Source organism: Bradyrhizobium sp. 195 (assembly GCF_023101665.1).
Classification (GTDB): domain Bacteria; phylum Pseudomonadota; class Alphaproteobacteria; order Rhizobiales; family Xanthobacteraceae; genus Bradyrhizobium.
In genome coordinates, this window is the sequence record NZ_CP082161.1 from 33815 (window position 1) to 54422 (window position 20608).

Genomic DNA, 20608 nt, shown 5'->3' on the forward strand with positions numbered 1-20608 from the left:
AGCGAAGCGCAATCCGGGGCCGCGGAACACGTTGTGAGACCCCGGATTACGCTGCGCTCCATCCGGGCTACAAGCTGAGGCTACTTCGCCCGCTTCTGCTCGATCACGTCCCAGACCTTCGCCGCGACGTCGGGGCCGCCGAGGCGCGCGATGGCGCGGATGCCGGTGGGCGAGGTGACGTTGATCTCGGTGAGGTTGCCGTTGATGACGTCGATGCCGACGAACAACAGGCCCCGCTCGCGCAGCGCCGGGCCGACCGTGGCGCAGATCTCGCGCTCGCGCGGGGTGAGCTCGGTCTCCTGCGCGGCGCCGCCGCGCACCATGTTGGAGCGGAGGTCGTCGGCGGCAGGCACGCGGTTCACAGCGCCGGCGAACTCGCCGTTGACCAGGATGATGCGCTTGTCGCCGTGCTTCACCTCGGGGATGAACTGCTGGATCACCCAGGGCTCCCTGAAGGTGACCGAGAACATGTCGAACAGCGAGCCGAAATTCATGTCCTGCGGCATCACGCGGAACACCGCCGCGCCGCCGTGGCCGTGCAGCGGCTTCATCACCACGGCGCCGTGCTTGTCGCGGAAGGCGTTGATCTCGTCGAGGTCGCGCGAGATCAGCGTCGGCGGCATCAGCTGCGGAAAGTTCATCACGAACAGCTTTTCCGGCGCGTTGCGCACCGAGGCCGGATCGTTGACGACCAGCGTCTTCGGATGAATGCGCTCCAGGAAATGCGTCGAGGTGATGTAGGCGAGATCGAACGGCGGATCCTGGCGCAGCAGCACCACGTCAAAACCGTTCAGCGCCTCGCGCTTCGGCTCGCCGAGCGTGAAATGGTTGCCGGGCTCGTCGCGCACGGTCAGGAGCTGGACGGGAGCCACGATCTCCTCGCCGACCATCGAGAGCTTGTCGGGCGTGTAATAGGACAGGCCATGGCCGCGCTTCTGCGCCTCCAGGAGCAGCGCAAAGGTGGAATCGCCCTTGATGTTGATGCGGGCGATGGGGTCCATCTGGACGGCGACGTTCAGTTTCATGGTCTGCCTTTCAGGTCGAGGCGTCGAATGCCGCCAACACATGGCGTGGAAGTGAGCGCGGCGCAATCAGCATGGCGTCGAATCGTAATTCGAATTCGGCATGCTCGGGATGCGCTACGAGCCAGCCTTGCGCGGCGTCGATGATGCGCTGCTGCTGGCGCGGCGTCACGGCGAAAGCGGCGTCGTCCAGCGTCGCCCGCGCCTTGACCTCGACGAACGCGATCAGATTGCGGCGGCGCGCCACGATGTCGATCTCGCCGTGCGGGGTGCGGTAGCGCTTTGCGAGGATGCGATAGCCCTTCGCCATGAGATAGGCGGCGGCACGGCTCTCGGCCGAGATGCCGGTGTGGAATGCGGCAACGCGCTCGGGCGAGGCGATCTTTGGTTCCCGCGGGATCTCAGTCTTCGCCATCGCCGCCCCGCGAATCCTTTGCGAGCTCGAGTGCGCGGGCATAGATCTCGCGGCGCGGCCGGCCCGAGAGCGCGACCGCATGCGCGACGGCATCCTTGACGCTGTGCGTGGCGAGCTGCTCGCGCAAGAGATCGTCCAGCGCATCCGGCGTCAGCACCTCGGCATCGGCCGCCGGCGGAGCGATCACCAGCACGAATTCGCCGCGCGTTTCCAGCGCATCGGCATCGCGCGCGAGCTCGGCTAGCTTCGCGCGCGAAATTTCCTCATGCAGCTTCGTCAGTTCGCGGCAGATCGCGGCCTCGCGTGTGCCCATGATTTCGGCGAGCTCGGCAAGCGTATCCTGCACACGGTTGCCGGATTCAAACATCACCAGCGTCGCGTCGATGCGGGCGAGTTCGGCAAGGCGCGCGCGGCGCGCGGCGGATTTCGCCGGCAAAAAACCCTCGAAGAAGAAGCGATCGGTCGGCAGCGCCGCCACCGACAAAGCGGCGAGCACCGAGGACGGGCCGGGCAGCGCGTACACCGCATGGCCGGCGGCGCAGACCTCCCGCACCAGCTTGAAGCCGGGATCGGAGATCAGCGGCGTGCCGGCGTCGGAGACCAGCGCGATCGAGCCGCCCTGTCCCAGCGCCTCCAGGATCTTTGGTCGCGCGGCTTCCGCATTGTGCTCGTGATATTGCTTGAGCGTTGCTGTGATGGCGTAGCGCTCGGTCAGGCGCCGTGTGATGCGGGTGTCCTCGCAGGCGATGACGTCGACCCCGGCGAGGGTCTGGAGCGCCCGCAGCGTGATGTCGCCGAGATTGCCGATCGGGGTCGCGACCAGATGCAGGCCAGCAGCCGCCTTCGGCGCCGCGAGCCGGTGGGCATCGATGGAGAAACCGCGCGAGGCGGCGTCTTGAGCTTCAGGCGTATTTATCGGGGCCGGCTTTGCGCGCATAATGAAGTCAACTTAGGCACGATCCGCAGGGCTGGGAACCGGCTCCTGGAAAAAGATCGCGCCGAGGTGAGGGGTGAGGAACGGACGGGAATGTGATCGATCAGGATCACGTCGAGAGGGAGTGAGGGCCCTCGCGCCATATTCGCGACGGAAACACCGCCTTGATGCTGCGTAAGCGACGGCGAACAGCTGCCGGGACGGAAAGGCGGCCGCGTTAAGCGGCCATTATCCTTTTGTTTCGGTTAACTATTTGCCGACAATATGCCTGAATCCGCGGCTTGTGTCGTGGAAGGAATGTCGTGACCGGCCGGCGAGAAGGCGGGTCAGAAGAGAAGCTGCCATGGTGGGCCCGCGTTATCCAAAGTCTCCCGTTCCGGGGTCCCTGATATCGGGGGCGACCCGAAGGAGTGCGCTCGGCCTGCTGCTCGGAGCACCCCTGCTGTCGGCCTGCGCCGGCGTGCAGCAGAGTCTGAGCCAGTTCTCCAACCCGTTCAGCAGTTCCTCTGCGCCGCCGGCACAGCCGGCCGGCCCGCCGCAGCAGGCGACGACCGCCGGCACCGGCGGGGTCAAGGTCGCCGTGATCCTGCCGCTCTCGGCCGCCGGCAATGCCGGTCTTGCTGCGCAATCCATGCGCAATGCCGCCGAGATGGCGCTGGCCGAGTTCCAGAACCCGAACATCCAGCTCCTGATCAAGGACGATAATGGCAGCCCGCAAGGTGCGCAGGCCAGCGCGCAGCAGGCCGTCGACGAGGGCGCCGAGATCATCCTGGGGCCGCTGTTCGCGCAGTCGGTGCCGGCGGTGGCGCAAGTCGCGCGCACGCGCGGCATCTCGGTGATCGCCTTCTCGACCGATTCCAGCATCGCCGGCCGCGGCGTCTATCTGCTCTCGTTCCTGCCGGAGTCCGACGTCAATCGCATCGTCGAATATTCCGCCAGCATCGGAAAGCGCTCGGTCGCCGTGCTCGTGCCCGACAATGCCTATGGCAATGTCGTCGAAGCCGCCGTGAAGGCGGCGGTGCCGCGGCGTGGCGGGCGCATCGTCGCCTTCGAGAAATACGGCGCCGATCGCGCCACGCCGGCGCGCACTGTGGCGCAGCAGCTCGGCAGCGCGGATGCGTTGTTCATTGCCGATGACGGCGATGCCGTCGTGTCGGTGGCGGATGCGATGACCGCCGCGGGTGCGAATTTGCGCAACATCCAGCTGCTTGGCACCGGCCTGTGGGACAGTCCGCGCGTCTATGCCAACGCCGCCCTGCAAGGTGGTCTCTATGCCGCGCCGGACCCGGCCGGCTTCCGTGCATTCTCCGGCCGGTACCGCACCAAATACGGCGCCGAGCCGATCCGCACCGCGACGCTCGCCTATGACGCGGTCGCCCTCGTCGCCGCGCTCGCGCGCACGCAGGGAACGACGCGCTTCTCGCCAGACGTGCTTACCAACGCCTCCGGCTTCGCCGGCATCGACGGCCTGTTCCGCTTCCGCGCCGATGGCACCAACGAGCGGGGCCTCGCGGTGATGAAGGTGACGCAGGGCGGCGGCGTTGCGGTCGCGGGCTCGCCGAAGAGTTTTGGGGCGTAGCTCGGGCAGTGCCGTAGGGTGGGCAAAGGCGCGTTAGCGCCGTGCCCACCATCTCTCTCGATAGCGAAAAATGCGTGGGCACGCTTCGCTTTGCCCACCCTACGGCGTCTCGTTACGCCGCGAGATCCGCCACCACCGCGTCCAGCACCGGGAATCCGCTGCTGGTCACGCGCAAGCGTCCCGTTGCATCCACTGTAATCGCGCCTTCTTCGCGCAGCAGGGTGATGCGTTTGGGATCGAGCGAACGGCCTGACAGCGCGGTGTAGCGCTCGGGGTCGATGCCCTCGGCGAGACGCAACCCCATCAGCAAGAATTCGTCGGCGCGCTCCTCGCTGTTGAGGAGGTCGTCGGTGACGACGCCGTGGCCGTTGGTCTCGACCCGCAGCAGCCAGGCCTCGGGACGTTTCTCGGTGGCGGTGGCGTGGCGCACGCCATCGATGTCGAGCCGGCCGTGTGCGCCCGGACCTATCCCGGCATATTCCTCGCCGCGCCAGTACACGAGATTGTGCCGGCACTCGGCGCCGCGCCGTGCGTGATTGGAGATCTCGTAGGCGGGCAGCCCAAGCTTGTCGCAGGTTTCCTGCGTGACGTCGTAGAGGGCGCGCGCGACCGCTTCGTCCGGCGTCTTCAATTTGCCGGCCTGGTGCAGGCCGAAGAACGGCGTGCCTTCCTCTATCGTCAATTGATAGAGCGACAGATGCTCGGCCGCCTCATCGATCGCGAGACGCAGCTCATCGGCCCACATTGCCGGCGTCTGGTCGGGGCGGGCGTAGATCAGATCGAACGAGTAACGGTCGAACGAGCGCCGTGCGATGGCGACGGCATCGAGCGCCTCGCGCGCACTGTGCAACCGGCCCAGCGCCTTCAGCGAGGCATCGTCGAGCGCTTGCACGCCGAGCGAGACGCGATTGACGCCGGCGGTGCGATAACCGGCGAAGCGCGTGGCCTCGACGCTGGTCGGGTTTGCCTCCAGCGTGACTTCGACGTCGCCTGCGACGGTCCAGTGCTTGCCGATCGCGTCGAGCACGGCGCCGACGGTTGCAGGCTGCATCAAAGACGGCGTGCCGCCGCCGAGGAAGATCGAGGTGACTTCGCGGCCCGGCGCGCGCTGCGCGGTTGTTTCGATTTCACGTTCGAAGGCGGAGGCGAAGCGCGCCTCGTCGATCGCGGCGTGGCGGACGTGGCTGTTGAAGTCGCAATAGGGACATTTCGACAGGCAGAACGGCCAGTGCACGTAGACGCCGAAGGCTTCCTTAGCGCGGCTCAAGGCAGATCTCCGCCAGTTTCACGAAGGCGCGGGCGCGGTGCGACAGGCCGAGCCCAAGCGGTGGCAGGCCATGCTTCTCGATGCTTTCCATCTCGCCGAAAGTGCGGTTGTGGCCATCGGGCAAGAACATCGGATCGTAGCCGAAGCCGGCATTGCCGCGCGGCGGCCAGACCAGCGTGCCGTCGACGCGCGCCTCGACCTCTTCGAGATGGTCGTCGGGCCAGGCGACGCAGAGTGCGGAGACGAAGTGCGCCTTGCGCTTGTCGGGCGTGGTGGCGCCGCGCTCCTGCAACAGCCGCTCGATCTGCGCCATCGCCGCGTTGAAGTCCTTGCTCGGACCGGCCCAGCGCGCGCTGTAGATGCCGGGCGCGCCGTCCAGCGCGTCGACGACGATGCCGGAATCATCGGCGAAGGAGGGAAGCTTGGTCGCCTTGGCCGCCGCAATCGCCTTGATCGCCGCGTTGCTGCGGAAATCGCTGCCGGTCTCGTCCGGCTCGGCGAGGCCGAGCTCGCCGGCCGACACCGCCGCGATGCCGTACGGCGCAAGCAGCTCCCGCATCTCGGCGAGCTTGCCGGGATTGTGGGTCGCGATAACGAGCTTGTCCGTGATTCGGCGGTGCATGGGCCTATTGACTACGCCACGGCCAGTTTCTGCAAGTCTACCAGACGGGCAACGCCCTTGCGCGCCAGTGCCATCAGCGCCAGGAACTCGTCCTGTGTGAACGGCTCGCGTTCCGCCGTGCCCTGCACCTCGATGATGCGGCCATCGCCGGTCATGACGAAATTGGCGTCGGTCTGGGCTTCGGAATCCTCGGCGTAGTCGAGATCGAGCACCGGCGTGCCGTTGTAGATGCCGCAGGAGATCGCGGCGACGTTGTCGCGCATGACGTTGGCCTTGATCATGTTGCGCGCCTTCATCCAGTTGATGCAATCGGCGAGCGCGACCCAGGCACCGGTGATCGAGGCCGTGCGCGTGCCGCCGTCGGCCTGGAGCACGTCGCAATCGACCGTGATCTGGCGCTCACCGAGCGCTTCGAGATCGACGATGGTGCGAAGCGAGCGGCCGATCAGGCGCTGGATCTCGACGGTGCGGCCGCTTTGCTTGCCGGCGGAGGCCTCGCGGCGGGTGCGTTCTGAGGTCGCGCGCGGCAGCATGCCGTATTCGGCGGTGACCCAGCCGCGGCCCTGGCCCTTCAGCCACGGCGGCAGGCGATCTTCCAGCGTGGCGGTCACCAGCACATGGGTGTCGCCAAACTTCACCAGGCAGGAGCCTTCCGCATATTTGACCACGCCACGCTCCAGCGTCACGGGGCGCAATTCGTCGGGCGCACGGCGGCTTGGCCGCATGGGAAATCCTCCAAAACTCGCAGGTGTAGGGCTGTTGGCGGTGCTTGTAGGGGGGGTGAGGGTGGGCGGCAAGGTTTTTTCACCCCCTGATTTCGTGCCCGCAAACGCCACGCTTGTCAGAAGCGCCCGGGATGGACAAATTATGAGGATCTGAGAGGAGTTACCGTCGGTGGCCCATCACGATCCGATCCAGCTGATCGCGCCGCGCGCAGGCCTTGCCCAGCTCAACGAGCGTTCCCGCGACATCTTTCGTCAAATTGTCGAAAGCTATCTCGCGACCGGTGAGCCCGTGGGCTCGCGTAATATCTCGCGCCTGATCGCGATGCCGTTGTCGCCGGCCTCGGTCCGCAACGTCATGGCCGATCTGGAACAGCTCGGCCTGATCTACGCGCCCCACACCTCCGCTGGCCGGCTGCCGACGGAACTCGGCTTACGCTTTTTCGTCGATGCCCTGATGCAGGTCGGCGACCTCACGGAGGATGAGCGTGCGGCGATCCAGAGCCAGCTTGCCACCGTAGGCCAGGCGCAATCGGTCGAGGCGGCGCTGGACCAGGCCCTGACGCGGCTGTCGGGACTGACCCGTGCCGCCGCGGTGGTGCTGACGCCAAAATCCAATGCGCGGCTGAAGCATATCGAATTCGTCCGGCTGGAACCGGAAAAGGCGCTGGTGATCCTGGTTGGCGAGGACGGCCAGGTCGAAAACCGCGTGCTGTCGCTGCCCCCCGGAGTTCCCTCCTCGGCGATCACCGAGGCCGGCAATTTTCTCAATGCGCGGATCCGCGGCCGCACCCTGGCCGAGGCGCGGCTCGAGCTCGAGACTGCGCTCGGGGAAGCCCGCGCCGAACTCGATCAACTGACGCAGAAGGTGATCTCGGCCGGAATCGCGAGCTGGTCCGGCGGCGAGAACGAGAACCGGCAGCTCATCGTCCGCGGCCACGCCAATCTGCTGGAGGATCTCCACGCGCTGGAGGATTTGGAGCGGGTGCGCCTTTTGTTCGACGATCTCGAAACCAAGCGCGGCGTCATCGACCTCCTGGGCCGGGCCGAGACCGCCGAAGGCGTGCGCATCTTCATCGGCAGCGAGAACAAGCTGTTTTCCCTGTCAGGCTCCTCCACCATCATCTCGCCCTATCGGGATGCCGCCGGCCACATCGTCGGCGTCCTGGGCGTGATCGGCCCGACGCGGCTGAATTATGCCCGCGTGATCCCGACCGTGGACTACGCCGCCCGCATCGTCAGCCGGCTGCTGGGGGGCTGATCGGCGTTTCCGCCGATCACGGGCGCTTGATTTTCATGGCTCCAGGCCCGATATCCGGGCCAACAATCCCTGGAAACGAGTTCGAGATTAGAGCCGATGACCGATCGAGACCGGCAACCCGAAGACACGACCGCGCCGACGCCCGAGCCCGTGGTGTCAAAGCCCTACATCATGCCCGACGATCCCGAGCCCGGCTCGGTCGAAACCTTGCAGAAGGAAGCCACCGAGGCGCGCGACCGCATGTTGCGGACGCTGGCCGAGATGGAGAATTTGCGCAAGCGCACCGCCAAGGAAGTCGCCGACGCCCGCCTCTATGGCATCACCGGCTTTGCCCGCGACGTGCTCGACATCGCCGACAATCTCCAGCGCGCGCTCGATGCCGTTCCGGCTGAGGCCCGCGCCACGGCCGATCCCGGCCTGACCTCGTTGATCGAGGGCGTCGAGCTCACCGAGCGATCGCTGCTCAACGCGCTCGAGAAGCATGGCGTGAAGAAGCTCGATCCGCAGGGCCAAAAGTTCGATCCGAACTTCCACCAGGCGATGTACGAAGTGCCCGATCCGTCGGTGCCGTCGGGCACTGTGGTCCAGATCATGCAGGCCGGCTATACCATCGGCGAGCGCGTGCTGCGTCCGGCTTTGGTCGGCGTCGCAAAGGGCGGTGCAAAGGCCGCTCCGGCGGCGAACAACAACGAGTCGAGCGACGCGCCGAACTAATAGTCCCTCATGGTGAGGAGCCGCGCTTGCGCGGCGTCTCGCACCATGAAGGCCAAGGTGCTGCAGCGGGCGCCTTCATCCTTCGAGACGCGCGCGAAGAGGCGCGCTCCTCAGGATGAGGGTTTTGCAGTGTTGCGCGTCGCCTACGCGCTCGCCGCGATGTCCGCAGACTGAATCCGCTTCACGCCGGCCTTGGCCATATCGGCCCAGGCTTTTGCCAGCGAACCCTGCGTGTCGATGCCGCGGCAGGCGTCTTCCACCACATAGACCTCGAAGCCTGCCTTGCGCGCGTCGAGCGCGGTCCAGGCGACGCAGAAGTCCGTCGCCAGCCCTGCAACGAAGACGCGCTTGATCTTGCGCCCCTTGAGGTATCCGGCAAGTCCCGTCGAGGTCTTGCCGTCGGCCTCGAGAAAGGCCGAATAGCTGTCGACGTCCTTGTGAAAACCCTTGCGGATGATGAGTTCGGCGTGCGGGATCGCAAGGTCCTTCGACAGCGCGGCACCATCGGTGCCCTGCACGCAATGGTCGGGCCACAGCACTTGCTTGCCGTAGGGAAGGTCGACGGTCTCGAACGGCTTCTTCCCCGAATGCACTGACGCGAACGAGACGTGGCCCGGCGTGTGCCAGTCCTGCGTCATCACCACATTCGCAAACGCCTTCGAGATCTTGTTGATGACGGGCACCACCTGCTCGCCCTCTTTCACCGCGAGGCTGCCGCCGGGCAGGAAGCAGTTCTGCACGTCGATCACGAGCAGCGCGGAGGTCTCGTCAGGTTTGATCGATGCCGCTGCAAACATCGCCGTTGGTGCGAGGCTCGCCAGCGCCGTCGTTCCGAGCATTGCCAAGACTTGTCGTCGGTCCAGCATCGTTCGCCTCCCTTGGGATGATCCAACGGGAGCGAAGCCTAGTTCCGTTCGTACACGAACAGAAGCCCGAAAATGCGGCCGGTATTGGTGAGGGGTTGGGCGTGGGCCGCGCGCCGGGTGAGGGTTCGATCCTCGGGAGATTGTCCCAATGAGGAGATACCCTCTCCCCAGCCCTCCCCCGCAGGCGGGGGAGGGAGCGCATCTCGTTCGGAGATGCAACTACCCCTTCGGCTGAATCCCGTCGCGCACGGCGCGGAAGCGGGTGAAGGCGGCGAGCCATTGCTCGCGCGGGGCGCTGGCGATGATGCGCAGCGAGGCGCCGCCGCTCGAGAAGCGGATCCACTGCACCACGGTGACGGGGGTCTTGTCCTTGCCACTGACGCCGTCGATCCGGGTCTCGAAGCCTTGCTGGCCGTTGATGCGGATCGGCTCGGACATGGTGACGCGCGATTCGCGCACGCCGGGGATCTGAAGCGCCGCCTCCTGGGCGAAGCGGGCGCGGTCGTCGGCGGCTTGCGGGGTGGCGCCGATCACGCCGAGGATCATGAACGGCTTCGACTCATAGCCGGTGCTCTCGTCGCCGTCGGCCAGGATGATGCTCGAGCCGGGCGCCAGCGTGCGGATGTCCTTGAAGTCGGCAAGATCGGTGATCTTGAACGGCATCAGCGCGATCTGCTCCTCGGCCGAGACCTGCTTGCGGGTGGCGGCGGTCGCAAACATCTGCCGCACCGCTTCATCCGTGTAGATCTTGGTCGCATTCTCCGGGATCTGCACCGCGACATAACCGGAGAAGCCGGCGCCCGGCACGATCATCGAATAGCGCTTCACCGGGGTCTCGCCGGCCTTGCCGCTTTCGGTGGTGAAATAGGCAAGGCCTGCGGGGGTCTCGACCTTGTCCTGCTTGACGCCATTCGCGCCGGCCGGATTGGAATTGAAGGCGCTCACGACCTCGCCATAGGCCGCCGGCGGCAGCTCGGTGATCAGCACCTTGACGCTGCCATCCTCGCTCTCGAAGCCCGGAAAGGTTTTTGCCGTGTTGAGGCCGACCAACGGCACCATGCCGAGGCGCAAGCCGGGCGGAAACACGGCATCAGCGGCAAGCGCCGGAAACGCGGAGGCAATGAAGAGGGCGAGCGCGGCGAGGGGACGGATCAGCTTCATGGGCACTCTGATTGGTTCACATTGAGGCCGTTCGATGGTCGGCCACCGGGCCGCTTTGTCGCGCGAAGCAGCCGTGGCGGCGGCCCGGCCGGTCCGCCTTGTACCGGGTTTGGGCTTGCGGCAACAGGGCGAGGACCGGCTGCGGAAGCGGGGGCTTGCCGAGGCCTGAACCTGTTAATAATTCCTCACCCGCAAGGCGGTAAAGCCCGGATATGTTCTTCCAAAACCCAATGTTTTCGCGGCAGAAACCTAGCTTCGGTCCTTGCGGGCCCCTCCCCCCCTCCTATATGAGCCTCAATCATCGCAATATCGCGGATGTTTGATCTTAGGGGGTTTCGGTTTGGGTGCCTTCTGGGCCCAGCCAACCTGCTGCAAAAAGAAGGATATCAGGACCATGGGAAAGGTCATTGGGATCGACCTCGGCACCACGAATTCGTGCGTTGCCGTGATGGACGGCAAGAACGCCAAAGTCATCGAGAATTCCGAAGGCATGCGCACGACGCCCTCGATCGTCGCCGTCACGGACGACGGTGAGCGCCTCGTCGGCCAGCCGGCCAAGCGCCAGGCCGTTACCAATCCCGAGCGGACCTTCTTCGCAGTGAAGCGCCTTATCGGCCGCCGCTACGACGACCCGATGGTCGAGAAGGACAAGAAGCTCGTCCCTTACAAGATCGTGAAGGCTTCCAACGGCGACGCCTGGGTCGAGGCCGACGGCCAGACCTACTCGCCCTCGCAGGTCTCGGCGTTCATCTTGCAGAAGATGAAGGAGACCGCGGAAGCCCATCTCGGCCAGAAGGTCGACCAGGCCGTCATCACCGTTCCCGCCTATTTCAACGACGCCCAGCGCCAGGCGACCAAGGACGCCGGCAAGATCGCGGGCCTCGAAGTGCTGCGCATCATCAACGAGCCGACCGCGGCTGCGCTTGCTTATGGCCTCGACAAGACCAAGACCGGCACCATCGCGGTGTACGATCTCGGCGGCGGCACGTTCGACATCTCGATCCTCGAGATCGGCGACGGCGTGTTCGAGGTGAAGTCGACCAACGGCGACACCTTCCTCGGCGGCGAAGACTTCGACATGCGCCTGGTCGGCTATCTCGCCGACGAATTCCAGAAGGAGCAGGGCATCAACCTGCGCAACGACAAGCTCGCGTTGCAGCGCCTGAAGGAAGCCGCTGAAAAGGCCAAGATCGAACTGTCCTCGACGACGCAGACCGAGATCAACCTGCCCTTCATCACCGCGGACCAGACCGGCCCGAAGCATCTGACGATGAAGCTCACCCGCGCCAAGTTCGAGGCACTGGTCGACGATCTCGTCCAGAAGACCGTCGAGCCCTGCCGCAAGGCGCTGAAGGACGCCGGCGTCACCGCCGGTGAGATCGGCGAAGTGGTTCTGGTCGGCGGCATGTCGCGCATGCCGAAGGTCCAGGAAGTCGTGAAGCAGCTGTTCGGCAAGGAGCCGCACAAGGGCGTCAACCCGGACGAAGTCGTGGCGATCGGCGCCGCGATCCAGGCCGGCGTGCTCCAGGGCGACGTCAAGGACGTGCTGCTGCTCGACGTGACCCCGCTGTCGCTGGGCATCGAGACGCTGGGCGGCGTGTTTACCCGCATCATCGACCGCAACACCACGATCCCGACCAAGAAGAGCCAGGTGTTCTCGACCGCCGAGGACAGCCAGAACGCGGTCACCATCCGCGTCTTCCAGGGCGAGCGTGAAATGGCGGCCGACAACAAGATGCTCGGCCAGTTCGACCTGATGGGCATTCCGCCGGCCCCGCGCGGCATGCCGCAGATCGAGGTGACCTTCGACATCGACGCCAACGGCATCGTCAACGTCTCGGCCAAGGACAAGGCCACCGGCAAGGAGCAGCAGATCCGCATTCAGGCCTCCGGCGGCCTGTCGGAAGCCGACATCGAGAAGATGGTCAAGGACGCCGAGGCCAATGCCGAGGCCGACAAGAAGCGCCGCGAGGCCGTGACCGCCAAGAACGAGGCGGATGGTCTGGTGCATTCGACCGAGAAGGCTTTGGCCGAGCACGGCTCGAAGGTCGGCGAGACCGAGCGCCGCGCCATCGAGGATGCCGTCGGCGACCTCAAGGAAGCGCTGAAGGGCGACGATGCCGAGGCGATCAAGGCCAAGACCCAAACGCTGGCCCAGGCGTCGATGAAGCTCGGCGAGGCCATGTACAAGCAGCAGGCCGAGGCCGACGCCAAGAAGGACGCGGCCAAGGACGACGTCGTCGACGCGGAATTCACCGAGGTCGACGACGACAAGAACAACAAGAAGTCCGCCTGAGCCCCGAGAGGGTGACGATGCGGACGGCTTGGACCCCACACGCGCTACCGGCCTCCTCCCTTACGGGGGAGGCCGTCGTGTTGGGCTCGACGGGACGGGTGCCCGTTACGATCAATCAATTCCCAGCCGTTATGCTGAACGTTGCCATGCAGCCCTCTGCCGCCAGGCGGAAGGCCGCCTATATTGTCGCGTGGCGACGTTGTTTCGCTCCGACTTGAATCGCGATTGGATAGACCGAGCCCGACATGTCCACGTCCACCAAGCGCTGCTATTACGAGACCCTCGAGGTCGAACGCGATGCCGACGAAGGCAAGCTGAAGTCGTCGTTCCGCAAGCTCGCCATGAAATTTCATCCCGACCGCAATCCGGGGGATGAGACCAGCGAAGTCAAATTCAAGGAACTCAACGAGGCCTACGAGGTCCTCAAGGACAAGGACAAGCGCGCCGCCTATGACCGTTACGGTCATGCGGCTTTCGAGCAGGGCGGCGGTGGTGGTGCCGGCTTCGGCGCGGGTTTCGCCTCTTCTTTCTCCGACATTTTCGAAGATCTGTTCGGCATGGCCGGGCAGCGCGGCCGCGGCGGCCGCGAGCGCGGCGCCGACCTGCGCTACAACATGGAAATCACGCTCGAGGAAGCCTTTGGCGGCAAGACCGCGCAGATCGAGATTCCGGTCTCGGTCACCTGCGAGGCCTGCTCGGGCATCGGCGCCAAGGCCGGAACCAAGCCCAAGACCTGTTCGACCTGCGGCGGCGCCGGCCGCGTGCGTCAGTCGCAGGGCTTCTTCACGCTCGAGCGGACCTGTCCGGGCTGCCAGGGCCGCGGCCAGATGATCGAGGATGCCTGCCCGTCCTGCTCGGGCCAGGGCCGCGTCACCCGCGAGCGGAATCTTTCGGTCAACATTCCCCCGGGTGTCGAGGACGGCACAAGGATCAGGCTCGCCGGTGAGGGTGAGGCAGGGGTCCGCGGCGGTCCGCCCGGCGACCTCTACATCTTCCTGTCGCTGGCCCACCACCAGTTCTTCCAGCGCGACGGCGCCGATCTGCATTGCCGTGTGCCGATCTCGATGGTGACGGCCGCCCTCGGCGGCGAATTCGAGGTGCCGACCATCGAGAAGAGCAAGGCCAAGGTGAAGGTGCCGGCCGGGACCCAGTCCAACCGCCGATTCCGCATTGCATCAAAAGGCATGCCGGTGCTGCGGTCGCGCCAGATGGGCGACATGTATGTTCAGGTCGTGGTCGAGACGCCGCAGAACCTCACCAAGAAGCAGCAGGAGCTGCTGGCCGAGTTCGAAAAGCTGTCCTCCGGCAACACCCAGCCGGAATCCGAGGGCTTCTTCGCCAAGGTCAAGGATTTCTTCGGTAATCGGGCGAGTTGAGTCGGCTTGACCGTACCGCCTTCGGCCTATACGTCTTTATGACCATTTTCTGACACGCGGTCCCGCGGTCCCGTCCGGTCCTGACATGCCATTGCCATCGTCCGCGCGTGCGTTGAAGAAGCCTCGTCTCGATGACGAGGTGCGCTTTCTCAGATCATGGATCGAAAAGCCGCTGCACATGGGCGCGGTGATGCCGTCGGGCAAGCTGCTGGCCCGGACCATGGCCCATTACGTCGATGTCGATTCGGACGCGCCTGTGGTCGAACTCGGACCCGGGACCGGCGCCATCACCTCAGCCCTGGTCGAGCGCGGTGTCGATCAGAAGCGTCTCGTCCTCGTCGAATACAATCCCGGCTTCTGCGCGCTGCTGCGCGACCGCTATCCGCAGGCCAAGGTGGTGCAGGGCGACGCCTATCGCCTCCGCGACACGCTCTGGAACGTGCTGAGCGCGCCGGCCTCCGCGGTCGTCTCGGGCCTGCCGCTCGTGACAAAACCGATGCTGACGCGGCTGCGGCTGATCCGCGACGCCTTCACGGCGCTCGCGCCCGGGGCGCCCTTCGTCCAGTTCACCTATGCGGTGGTGCCGCCGATCCCGAAATCGCTGCCCGGCGTGTCCACAGAGGCTTCGGAACGGATCTGGATGAACCTTCCGCCGGCCCGCGTCTGGGTGTATCGCAAGCACTAAGTCCGCCGGCTTGGTTCTTTGCGCGGCGGGTTGGTTTCGCCGAACGCATGGAAGCGGATGTCCGCACCCAAAATCCTAATCATTCCCGGCTCGCTGCGTACCGGTTCGCACAATGCGAAGCTGGCGGCGCTCGCCGCCCATGAATTTGCCCAGGCGGGCGTGGACGTCACCCGTATCTCGCTCGCCGATTTCCCGCTGCCGATTTATGACGGCGATCTCCAGGCCAAATCCGGCGTGCCCAAGCACGCGATCAATCTCAAGCGCATGATGGGCGCGCATCATGGCGTGCTGATCGTCTCGCCTGAATACAACGCCTCGGTGCCGCCGCTTCTCAAGAACGCGATCGACTGGGTCAGCCGCGTGCACGAGCTGCACGAGGCGCGCGGCGAAGTCTTCCGCAACCGTGCCTTCGCGCTCGCCGGCGCCTCGCAGAGTCGGCTGGGTGCCGCCCGCGCGCTCCAGGCGTTGCGGCTGATCCTGACCTCGTGCCACGCCAATGTGATTGCCAGCCAGCTCACCCTCGCCTTTGCCGATCAGGCCTATGACGATAGGGACAGGCTCAAGAACGAGGGTGATAGCGCCGCGTTGAAGGAGCTGGTGCGGCAGTTGATCGACATTTCCCAACGCATGATGTGAGGTGACATGACTCCAGCCGAGATCGCCCCCAAGGACCGCCTGATCGTCGCGCTCGATCTGCCCAGCGTCGATGCCGCGGAGGCGACGATCAACCGTCTCGGCGACAGCGTCACCTTCTACAAGATCGGTTACCGGCTCGCGTATGCCGGCGGATTGCCGCTGGTCGGCAAGCTCGCCGACAAGGGCAAGAAGGTCTTTCTCGATCTCAAGCTGCACGACATCGGCAACACCGTGACGCAAGGCGTCGAGAGCATCACCAGGCTTGGCGCCACCTTCCTCACCGTGCATGCCTACCCACAGACCATGAAGGGCGCGGTCGAAGGCCGCGGCAATTCGAGCCTGAAGATTCTCGCCGTCACGGTGCTGACCTCCTATAACGAGGACGATCTGCATGCGGCCGGCTATCGGCTCGGCGTCTCCGAACTGGTCGAGGCGCGCGCGCAGCAGGCGCAGGTGCTTGGCATCGACGGACTGGTGTCGTCGCCGGAGGAAGTTGGAGCCTTGCGTAAAATCGTCGGCCACCAGATGCATCTCGTCACACCGGGCATCCGGCCGGTCGGTTCGGCGACCGGCGACCAGAAGCGCATCATGACGCCGGGCCGCGCCATCGCCGCCGGCGCCGACTATCTCGTCGTCGGACGGCCGATCGTCGAAGCCGCCGACCCGAAGGCGATTGCGGAAGCCATCCAGGCCGAGATCGCGCAGGCGCTCGGTTGAGCAACAACAGGGAGAAGAACAATGGCAAAGGGCTACTGGATCGGGCGCGTCGATGTGAGCAGTGACGAGGGCTACAAGCCTTATGCCGTCGCCAACGGTCCGATCTTCAAGAAATGGGGCGGCCGCTTCGTCGTCCGCGCCGGCAAGTTCACCACTGTCGAAGGCGCCAGCCGCACCCGCAACGTCGTCATCGAATTCCCGGACTACGAGACCGCGGTCGCCTGCTACAACTCGCCGGAATACCAGGCCAACATCAAGGTGCGTCAGCCGCACTCGGTCGCCGACCTCATCATCATCGAGGGCTATGACGGCCCGCAGCCGTCGGACGGTTGAAGCGCCGTCTCGTCTTACCCTCCCCCTCCAGGGGAGGGTGGACACAAGCCGCGCGCTCTTGGCCCCCTCGGTTGCCGGAACTGCCTCCCCCCGCTACAACGGCTCCGAAGAGGATCACACCATGTCCGACATGCGCTTGATTGTTGCTGGGGCCGGCGGCCGGATGGGCCGCGCGCTGGTGCGGGCGATTGCCGAAAGCAAAGGTGCAGTGCTGGCCGGCGCGCTGGAGGCGCCGGGCTCCGAGCTGCTAGGCAAGGATGCGGGCGTGCTCGCGGGGCTGCCCGCCAACGGCATCAAGCTGTCGGCCGATCTCTGGGCGATGTCGAAGGAGGCCGACGGCATCCTCGATTTCACCGTGCCGGCGGCGACCATCGCCAATGTCGCGATCGCGGCCGAGCGCGGTATCGTGCATGTCGTCGGCACCACGGGGCTGTCGGGCTCCGACAACGCCGTGATCAAAAGTGTCACCAATCGCGCCGTCGTGGTGCAATCGGGCAATATGAGCCTCGGCGTCAATCTGCTCGCCGCGGTGGTCAAGCGCGTCGCCAAGGCGCTCGATGAAACCTTCGATGTCGAGATCGTCGAAACCCATCATCGCATGAAGGTCGACGCGCCCTCGGGCACCGCGCTGATGCTGGGCCAGGCCGCCGCCAGCGGCCGCGGCGTCACCCTCGATGACCATTCCGAGCGCGGCCGCGACGGCATCACCGGCGCGCGCAGGCCGGGCAATATCGGTTTCGCCTCGTTGCGCGGCGGCACCGTCGCCGGCGACCACAGCGTGACCTTCCTCGGCCCGTTCGAGCGCCTGACGCTGTCGCATCAGGCCGAGGACCGCATGCTGTTCGCCCATGGCGCGCTGAAGGCAGCGCTGTGGGCGCATGGCAAGAAGCCCGGGCACTACTCCATGGCCGACGTGCTCGGCCTTGCCGATATCTAGTCGACAATAAGCAACGGAAAAGCAGTCAATGAGCGAACGTCTTCTCGTGCTCGTGCGCCACGGCCAGAGCGAATGGAATCTGAAGAACCTGTTCACGGGCTGGAAGGACCCTGACCTCACCGAGCTCGGCGTGAAGGAAGCCACGGAAGCCGGCCGCAAGCTGAAGGCGCAGGGCCTCGTATTCGACGTCGCCTACACCTCGGTGCTCACGCGCGCGCAGCACACGCTTGACCTGATCCTCGGCGAGCTCGACCAGAAAGGCCTGCCGACGACGAAGAACCTCGCGCTGAACGAGCGCGACTATGGCGATCTCTCCGGCCTCAACAAGGATGACGCCCGGAAGAAATGGGGCGAGGACCAGGTGCTGATCTGGCGCCGCTCTTACGACGTGCCGCCGCCCGGCGGCGAGAGTCTGAAAGACACGCTGGCGCGTGCGTTGCCGTACTACGTGCAGGAGATCCTGCCCGGCGTGCTCAACGGCAAGCGCACGCTGGTCGCCGCCCACGGCAACTCACTGCGCGCGCTGATCATGGTGCTGGAAAAGCTTTCGCCTGAAGGCATTTTGAAACGCGAACTCGCCACCGGCGTGCCGATCATCTACCGCCTCAATGCGGATTCGACGGTGGCGTCGAAGCTGGATCTGGCGGGCTGAGTTTCATCGCCGCATGCGCGGTGCCGTAGGGTGGGCAAAGCGCAGCGTGCCCACGCAGCGTCAGCGACTTGAGAAAGATGGTGGGCACGGCGCTCTGCGCCTTTGCCCACCCTACGGCAGTGTGCTTGCAGCTCCTACTGCATCCCCAGCTGCCCGGCTTCCCAGCCCAGCATCGCCTGCTTGCGGGTGATGCCCCAGTGATAACCGGTGAGCGTGCCGCTCTTGCCGAGCGCGCGGTGGCAGGGCACGACGAACGAGACGGGGTTCTTGCCGACCGCGGCGCCGACGGCGCGCGAGGCCTTCGGGCTGTTGATGTTGCAGGCGATGTCGGAATAGGACACCGCGCGCCCCATCGGGATTTTCAACAGCGTCTCCCACACCCGCACCTCGAAATCGGTGCCGATCATGATCACGCGCAGCGGCTGGTCCGGCCGCCAAAGTCTGGTGTCGAAGATGCGCGCAGCGAGCGGGGCTGTGCCCTCGTGATCCTCGACGTAAGTGGCGTTCGGCCAGCGCCGCGTCATGTCAGCGAGCGCAACCTTCTCCTCGCCGTGGTCGGCGAAGGCAAGGCCTGACAGGCCGCGATCGGTGGCGATCACGATCGCCGTGCCGAACGGCGAGGGGTGAAAGCCGTAGCGCAAGGTCAGGCCCGCGCCGCCGTTCTTCCATTCGCCCGGCGACATCGCTTCATGGGTGACGAAGAGATCGTGCAGCCGCCCCGGGCCCGACAGACCGGAATCGAGCGCGGCGTCGAGAATGCTCGCGGAGTCCCGCAGCAAGCCCTTGGCGTGATCGAGCGTCAGCGCCTGCATGAAGGCCTTTGGTGTGATCGAAGCCCAGCGGCGGAACAGATGGTGCAGCTCATCCGGCGTGACGCCGGCCGCATCCGCCATCGCCTCGATGGCCGGCTGCGCGCGCCAGTTCTCCGAGATGAAAGCGATCGCCCGGCGGACCGAATCATAGTCGCGCAGCGCGGCGTTCTGGGGTCCCGGCTTGGCCAGGCGCTGGTCATTTATGGCGAGTGTCATCATGACCGGAAATGTAGGGGGAGGGACGGGTGGGAAACCACCCGATTTCCGACCTGACATCAGCTGATCGGGTTGTAGGTCGGGCCGCGCTTGGCGGCGTTGAGTGCCTCAACCAAGCCTTTGTAAAAACTTGCTTTTTCCTCCGGCCCGAGGAAGCGGGCGATCTGAATCTGGTGGCCGCGCGAGATCAGATAGAGATGCTCGATGCCAAAGTCCTCGTCGACCTCCATGTCGAGGCGGACCCAGAGCGGATTGAACGTCCACTCGGCGACCTGGCCGCGATGGCTGACGCGGCGCACGCGCAATTCGGAAGCCGTGACCGTGATCTCCTCGCGTGCCCGCGCGGTGCGGAAATTGACCCGGAAGGCCCACCAGATCACCAGCACGTCGATGCCGAAGAAACCGAGCACCGGCCAGGCGCCCTTCAACAGGAAAGCGAGACCAGTGGCAAAGCTCACCACGCTCAGGAACAGCATCACGGCGAGAAAGCCGGTGCGGTTCAGCGAGCGGTGGGGCGTCAGCAGCGCCGAGAAGATCTGAGGCTCGGCCTCGCTTTCAGATCGCTCTCGCTCAATTTCGTTGCCTGTGCTCATCGTCCCTCAGTATATCCCGATCATGGCGAAAATCACCCGCAAGCCGGTCCCGCGCAAAGCCGCCGCGCCGAAGAAAAAGGCCAGGCCGGCCATCGCGAAGCCCAAGCCCGCTCAGAAATCGGCGCCAGCCAGGAAATCGCTTAGGGCCATCAGACCCTGGACGCCCGCTGAGGTTCACGAAGCGTTCAGCCGTTTCCGCAAAGCCAACCCGGAACCGAAAGGCGAGCTCGAGCACGTCAATCCGTTCACGCTGCTGGTGGCCGTGGTGCTGTCGGCGCAGGCGACCGATGCCGGCGTCAACAAGGCGACGCGCGCCTTGTTCGAGATCGCCGACACGCCGCAGAAAATGCTCGACCTCGGTGAGGAGCGCTTGCGCGACTACATCAAGACCATCGGGCTCTACCGTACCAAGGCCAGAAACGTCATTGCGCTGTCGGCAAAGGTGCTCAGCGAATTCGGCGGCGAGGTGCCGCGCACGCGCGCCGAGATCGAGTCGTTGCCCGGCGCCGGCCGCAAGACCGCCAACGTCGTGCTCAACATGGCCTTCGGCGAACACACCATGGCGGTCGACACGCATGTGTTCCGTGTCGGCAACCGCACGGGCCTTGCACCCGGCAAATCACCGCTGGAGGTCGAGCTCGGTCTCGAAAAGGTGATCCCGGCGGAGTTCATGCTGCATGCCCATCATTGGCTGATCCTGCACGGCCGCTATACTTGCCTCGCACGCACGCCGCGCTGCGAGGTCTGCCTGATCAACGATCTCTGCCGATGGCCGGAGAAGACGGTCTGAGC

The 20608-nt window shown here is 65.5% G+C and carries 22 protein-coding genes; 12 read left to right on the forward strand and 10 right to left on the reverse strand.

Annotated elements, in window-relative coordinates; genetic code table 11:
- Positions 1 to 80: 80 nt before the first annotated feature.
- The 3 genes from gshB to rsmI are packed head-to-tail and all read right to left on the reverse strand — an operon-like array spanning position 81 to position 2374.
- Positions 81 to 1025, reverse strand: a complete 945-nt coding sequence (gene gshB / locus IVB26_RS00185; RefSeq protein WP_247970094.1) for a glutathione synthase — start codon at positions 1023 to 1025, stop codon at positions 81 to 83.
- A 10-nt stretch (positions 1026 to 1035) separates the two neighbouring features.
- A complete protein-coding gene (locus IVB26_RS00190) occupies positions 1036 to 1437 on the reverse strand; it encodes a YraN family protein (RefSeq protein ID WP_247970095.1) in 402 nt (133 codons plus the stop codon).
- Positions 1424 to 2374, reverse strand: a complete 951-nt coding sequence (rsmI, locus tag IVB26_RS00195) for a 16S rRNA (cytidine(1402)-2'-O)-methyltransferase (protein ID WP_247970096.1) — start codon at positions 2372 to 2374, stop codon at positions 1424 to 1426. Before rsmI ends, IVB26_RS00190 begins: the two co-directional genes overlap by 14 nt.
- A 340-nt stretch (positions 2375 to 2714) precedes the next feature.
- On the opposite strand from rsmI, the gene IVB26_RS00200 reads away from it, so the two are divergent.
- Complete coding sequence (locus tag IVB26_RS00200) at positions 2715 to 3950, forward strand: penicillin-binding protein activator (RefSeq protein ID WP_247970097.1); 1236 nt, start codon at positions 2715 to 2717, stop codon at positions 3948 to 3950.
- A gap of 112 nt (positions 3951 to 4062) precedes the next feature.
- On the opposite strand, the gene hemW is transcribed toward IVB26_RS00200, so the two are convergent.
- The 3 genes from hemW to rph are packed head-to-tail and all read right to left on the reverse strand — an operon-like array spanning position 4063 to position 6564.
- On the reverse strand, positions 4063 to 5217 hold the full coding sequence (hemW, locus tag IVB26_RS00205; protein ID WP_247970098.1) for a radical SAM family heme chaperone HemW: 1155 nt from the start codon (positions 5215 to 5217) through the stop codon (positions 4063 to 4065).
- A complete protein-coding gene (gene rdgB, locus IVB26_RS00210) occupies positions 5204 to 5839 on the reverse strand; it encodes an RdgB/HAM1 family non-canonical purine NTP pyrophosphatase (RefSeq protein WP_247970099.1) in 636 nt (211 codons plus the stop codon). The genes hemW and rdgB overlap by 14 nt, the downstream gene beginning before the upstream one ends.
- 11 nt (positions 5840 to 5850) lie before the next feature.
- Positions 5851 to 6564 carry a ribonuclease PH gene (rph, locus tag IVB26_RS00215; protein WP_247970100.1) on the reverse strand — a complete coding sequence of 238 codons (714 nt, stop codon included), beginning with the start codon at positions 6562 to 6564 and terminating at the stop codon, positions 5851 to 5853.
- A 169-nt stretch (positions 6565 to 6733) separates the two neighbouring features.
- Here rph and hrcA point away from each other — a divergent pair, with 169 nt between their 5' ends.
- Both hrcA and grpE read left to right on the forward strand, forming a co-directional pair.
- Positions 6734 to 7822 carry a heat-inducible transcriptional repressor HrcA gene (hrcA, locus tag IVB26_RS00220; protein ID WP_247970101.1) on the forward strand — a complete coding sequence of 363 codons (1089 nt, stop codon included), beginning with the start codon at positions 6734 to 6736 and terminating at the stop codon, positions 7820 to 7822.
- A gap of 96 nt (positions 7823 to 7918) precedes the next feature.
- A complete protein-coding gene (gene grpE, locus IVB26_RS00225; RefSeq protein WP_212082963.1) occupies positions 7919 to 8536 on the forward strand; it encodes a nucleotide exchange factor GrpE in 618 nt (205 codons plus the stop codon).
- A gap of 143 nt (positions 8537 to 8679) precedes the next feature.
- Here the strand turns inward: grpE and pncA are convergent, their stop codons facing one another.
- Positions 8680 to 9402, reverse strand: coding sequence for a bifunctional nicotinamidase/pyrazinamidase (gene pncA, locus IVB26_RS00230; protein WP_247970102.1), 723 nt, complete (start codon positions 9400 to 9402; stop codon positions 8680 to 8682).
- Positions 9403 to 9621: 219 nt separating this feature from the next.
- Positions 9622 to 10563 carry a hypothetical protein gene (locus IVB26_RS00235; RefSeq protein ID WP_247970103.1) on the reverse strand — a complete coding sequence of 314 codons (942 nt, stop codon included), beginning with the start codon at positions 10561 to 10563 and terminating at the stop codon, positions 9622 to 9624.
- Positions 10564 to 10957: 394 nt separating this feature from the next.
- Here IVB26_RS00235 and dnaK point away from each other — a divergent pair, with 394 nt between their 5' ends.
- The 8 genes from dnaK to IVB26_RS00275 all read left to right on the forward strand — a co-directional run bounded on the left by dnaK (position 10958) and on the right by IVB26_RS00275 (position 18195).
- The gene (gene dnaK / locus IVB26_RS00240) at positions 10958 to 12859 is read left to right on the forward strand and encodes a molecular chaperone DnaK (protein ID WP_028139411.1); all 1902 of its coding nucleotides are present in this window, start codon (positions 10958 to 10960) and stop codon (positions 12857 to 12859) included.
- Between the two features lie 245 nt (positions 12860 to 13104).
- Positions 13105 to 14235: a molecular chaperone DnaJ gene (dnaJ, locus tag IVB26_RS00245; protein ID WP_247970104.1), complete on the forward strand. Its 1131-nt coding sequence runs from the start codon at positions 13105 to 13107 to the stop codon at positions 14233 to 14235.
- 85 nt (positions 14236 to 14320) lie between these two features.
- Positions 14321 to 14920 carry a class I SAM-dependent methyltransferase gene (locus tag IVB26_RS00250; RefSeq protein WP_246921476.1) on the forward strand — a complete coding sequence of 200 codons (600 nt, stop codon included), beginning with the start codon at positions 14321 to 14323 and terminating at the stop codon, positions 14918 to 14920.
- A gap of 57 nt (positions 14921 to 14977) precedes the next feature.
- On the forward strand, positions 14978 to 15556 hold the full coding sequence (locus IVB26_RS00255) for an NADPH-dependent FMN reductase (RefSeq protein ID WP_247970105.1): 579 nt from the start codon (positions 14978 to 14980) through the stop codon (positions 15554 to 15556).
- 6 nt (positions 15557 to 15562) lie between these two features.
- Positions 15563 to 16273, forward strand: a complete 711-nt coding sequence (pyrF, locus tag IVB26_RS00260) for an orotidine-5'-phosphate decarboxylase (protein ID WP_247970106.1) — start codon at positions 15563 to 15565, stop codon at positions 16271 to 16273.
- Positions 16274 to 16294: 21 nt separating this feature from the next.
- Positions 16295 to 16606, forward strand: coding sequence for a DUF1330 domain-containing protein (locus tag IVB26_RS00265; protein ID WP_247970107.1), 312 nt, complete (start codon positions 16295 to 16297; stop codon positions 16604 to 16606).
- A 121-nt stretch (positions 16607 to 16727) separates the two neighbouring features.
- Positions 16728 to 17543: a 4-hydroxy-tetrahydrodipicolinate reductase gene (dapB, locus tag IVB26_RS00270; RefSeq protein ID WP_247970108.1), complete on the forward strand. Its 816-nt coding sequence runs from the start codon at positions 16728 to 16730 to the stop codon at positions 17541 to 17543.
- Between the two features lie 28 nt (positions 17544 to 17571).
- Positions 17572 to 18195: a 2,3-bisphosphoglycerate-dependent phosphoglycerate mutase gene (locus IVB26_RS00275; protein WP_027514781.1), complete on the forward strand. Its 624-nt coding sequence runs from the start codon at positions 17572 to 17574 to the stop codon at positions 18193 to 18195.
- A 134-nt stretch (positions 18196 to 18329) separates the two neighbouring features.
- Here the strand turns inward: IVB26_RS00275 and IVB26_RS00280 are convergent, their stop codons facing one another.
- Together IVB26_RS00280 and IVB26_RS00285 are read right to left on the reverse strand one after the other, a co-directional pair.
- Positions 18330 to 19226 carry a methylated-DNA--[protein]-cysteine S-methyltransferase gene (locus IVB26_RS00280; RefSeq protein WP_247970109.1) on the reverse strand — a complete coding sequence of 299 codons (897 nt, stop codon included), beginning with the start codon at positions 19224 to 19226 and terminating at the stop codon, positions 18330 to 18332.
- Positions 19227 to 19282: 56 nt separating this feature from the next.
- Positions 19283 to 19816: a DUF2244 domain-containing protein gene (locus IVB26_RS00285; protein ID WP_247970110.1), complete on the reverse strand. Its 534-nt coding sequence runs from the start codon at positions 19814 to 19816 to the stop codon at positions 19283 to 19285.
- A gap of 22 nt (positions 19817 to 19838) precedes the next feature.
- Between IVB26_RS00285 and nth the strand changes: the two genes are divergently transcribed.
- Positions 19839 to 20606 (forward strand): endonuclease III, encoded by a 768-nt coding sequence (nth, locus tag IVB26_RS00290; protein WP_247970111.1) that lies wholly within the window; start codon positions 19839 to 19841, stop codon positions 20604 to 20606.
- Positions 20607 to 20608 lie beyond the last annotated feature (2 nt).

What these genes read in the sequence shown, in the direction of transcription:
- IVB26_RS00235 (WP_247970103.1), bottom strand. Translation starts at nt 10,563, where the DNA reads ATGAAGCTGATCCGTCCCCTCGCCGCGCTCGCCCTCTTCATTGCCTCC.
- IVB26_RS00265 (WP_247970107.1), top strand. Translation starts at nt 16,295, where the DNA reads ATGGCAAAGGGCTACTGGATCGGGCGCGTCGATGTGAGCAGTGACGAG.
- rdgB (WP_247970099.1), bottom strand. Translation starts at nt 5,839, where the DNA reads ATGCACCGCCGAATCACGGACAAGCTCGTTATCGCGACCCACAATCCC.
- dnaJ (WP_247970104.1), top strand. Translation starts at nt 13,105, where the DNA reads ATGTCCACGTCCACCAAGCGCTGCTATTACGAGACCCTCGAGGTCGAA.
- gshB (WP_247970094.1), bottom strand. Translation starts at nt 1,025, where the DNA reads ATGAAACTGAACGTCGCCGTCCAGATGGACCCCATCGCCCGCATCAAC.
- dapB (WP_247970108.1), top strand. Translation starts at nt 16,728, where the DNA reads ATGTCCGACATGCGCTTGATTGTTGCTGGGGCCGGCGGCCGGATGGGC.
- grpE (WP_212082963.1), top strand. Translation starts at nt 7,919, where the DNA reads ATGACCGATCGAGACCGGCAACCCGAAGACACGACCGCGCCGACGCCC.
- pyrF (WP_247970106.1), top strand. Translation starts at nt 15,563, where the DNA reads ATGACTCCAGCCGAGATCGCCCCCAAGGACCGCCTGATCGTCGCGCTC.
- rsmI (WP_247970096.1), bottom strand. Translation starts at nt 2,374, where the DNA reads ATGCGCGCAAAGCCGGCCCCGATAAATACGCCTGAAGCTCAAGACGCC.
- nth (WP_247970111.1), top strand. Translation starts at nt 19,839, where the DNA reads ATGGCGAAAATCACCCGCAAGCCGGTCCCGCGCAAAGCCGCCGCGCCG.
- IVB26_RS00200 (WP_247970097.1), top strand. Translation starts at nt 2,715, where the DNA reads ATGGTGGGCCCGCGTTATCCAAAGTCTCCCGTTCCGGGGTCCCTGATA.
- IVB26_RS00285 (WP_247970110.1), bottom strand. Translation starts at nt 19,816, where the DNA reads ATGAGCACAGGCAACGAAATTGAGCGAGAGCGATCTGAAAGCGAGGCC.
- IVB26_RS00255 (WP_247970105.1), top strand. Translation starts at nt 14,978, where the DNA reads ATGTCCGCACCCAAAATCCTAATCATTCCCGGCTCGCTGCGTACCGGT.
- pncA (WP_247970102.1), bottom strand. Translation starts at nt 9,402, where the DNA reads ATGCTGGACCGACGACAAGTCTTGGCAATGCTCGGAACGACGGCGCTG.
- rph (WP_247970100.1), bottom strand. Translation starts at nt 6,564, where the DNA reads ATGCGGCCAAGCCGCCGTGCGCCCGACGAATTGCGCCCCGTGACGCTG.
- IVB26_RS00190 (WP_247970095.1), bottom strand. Translation starts at nt 1,437, where the DNA reads ATGGCGAAGACTGAGATCCCGCGGGAACCAAAGATCGCCTCGCCCGAG.
- IVB26_RS00250 (WP_246921476.1), top strand. Translation starts at nt 14,321, where the DNA reads ATGCCATTGCCATCGTCCGCGCGTGCGTTGAAGAAGCCTCGTCTCGAT.
- IVB26_RS00275 (WP_027514781.1), top strand. Translation starts at nt 17,572, where the DNA reads ATGAGCGAACGTCTTCTCGTGCTCGTGCGCCACGGCCAGAGCGAATGG.
- dnaK (WP_028139411.1), top strand. Translation starts at nt 10,958, where the DNA reads ATGGGAAAGGTCATTGGGATCGACCTCGGCACCACGAATTCGTGCGTT.
- IVB26_RS00280 (WP_247970109.1), bottom strand. Translation starts at nt 19,226, where the DNA reads ATGATGACACTCGCCATAAATGACCAGCGCCTGGCCAAGCCGGGACCC.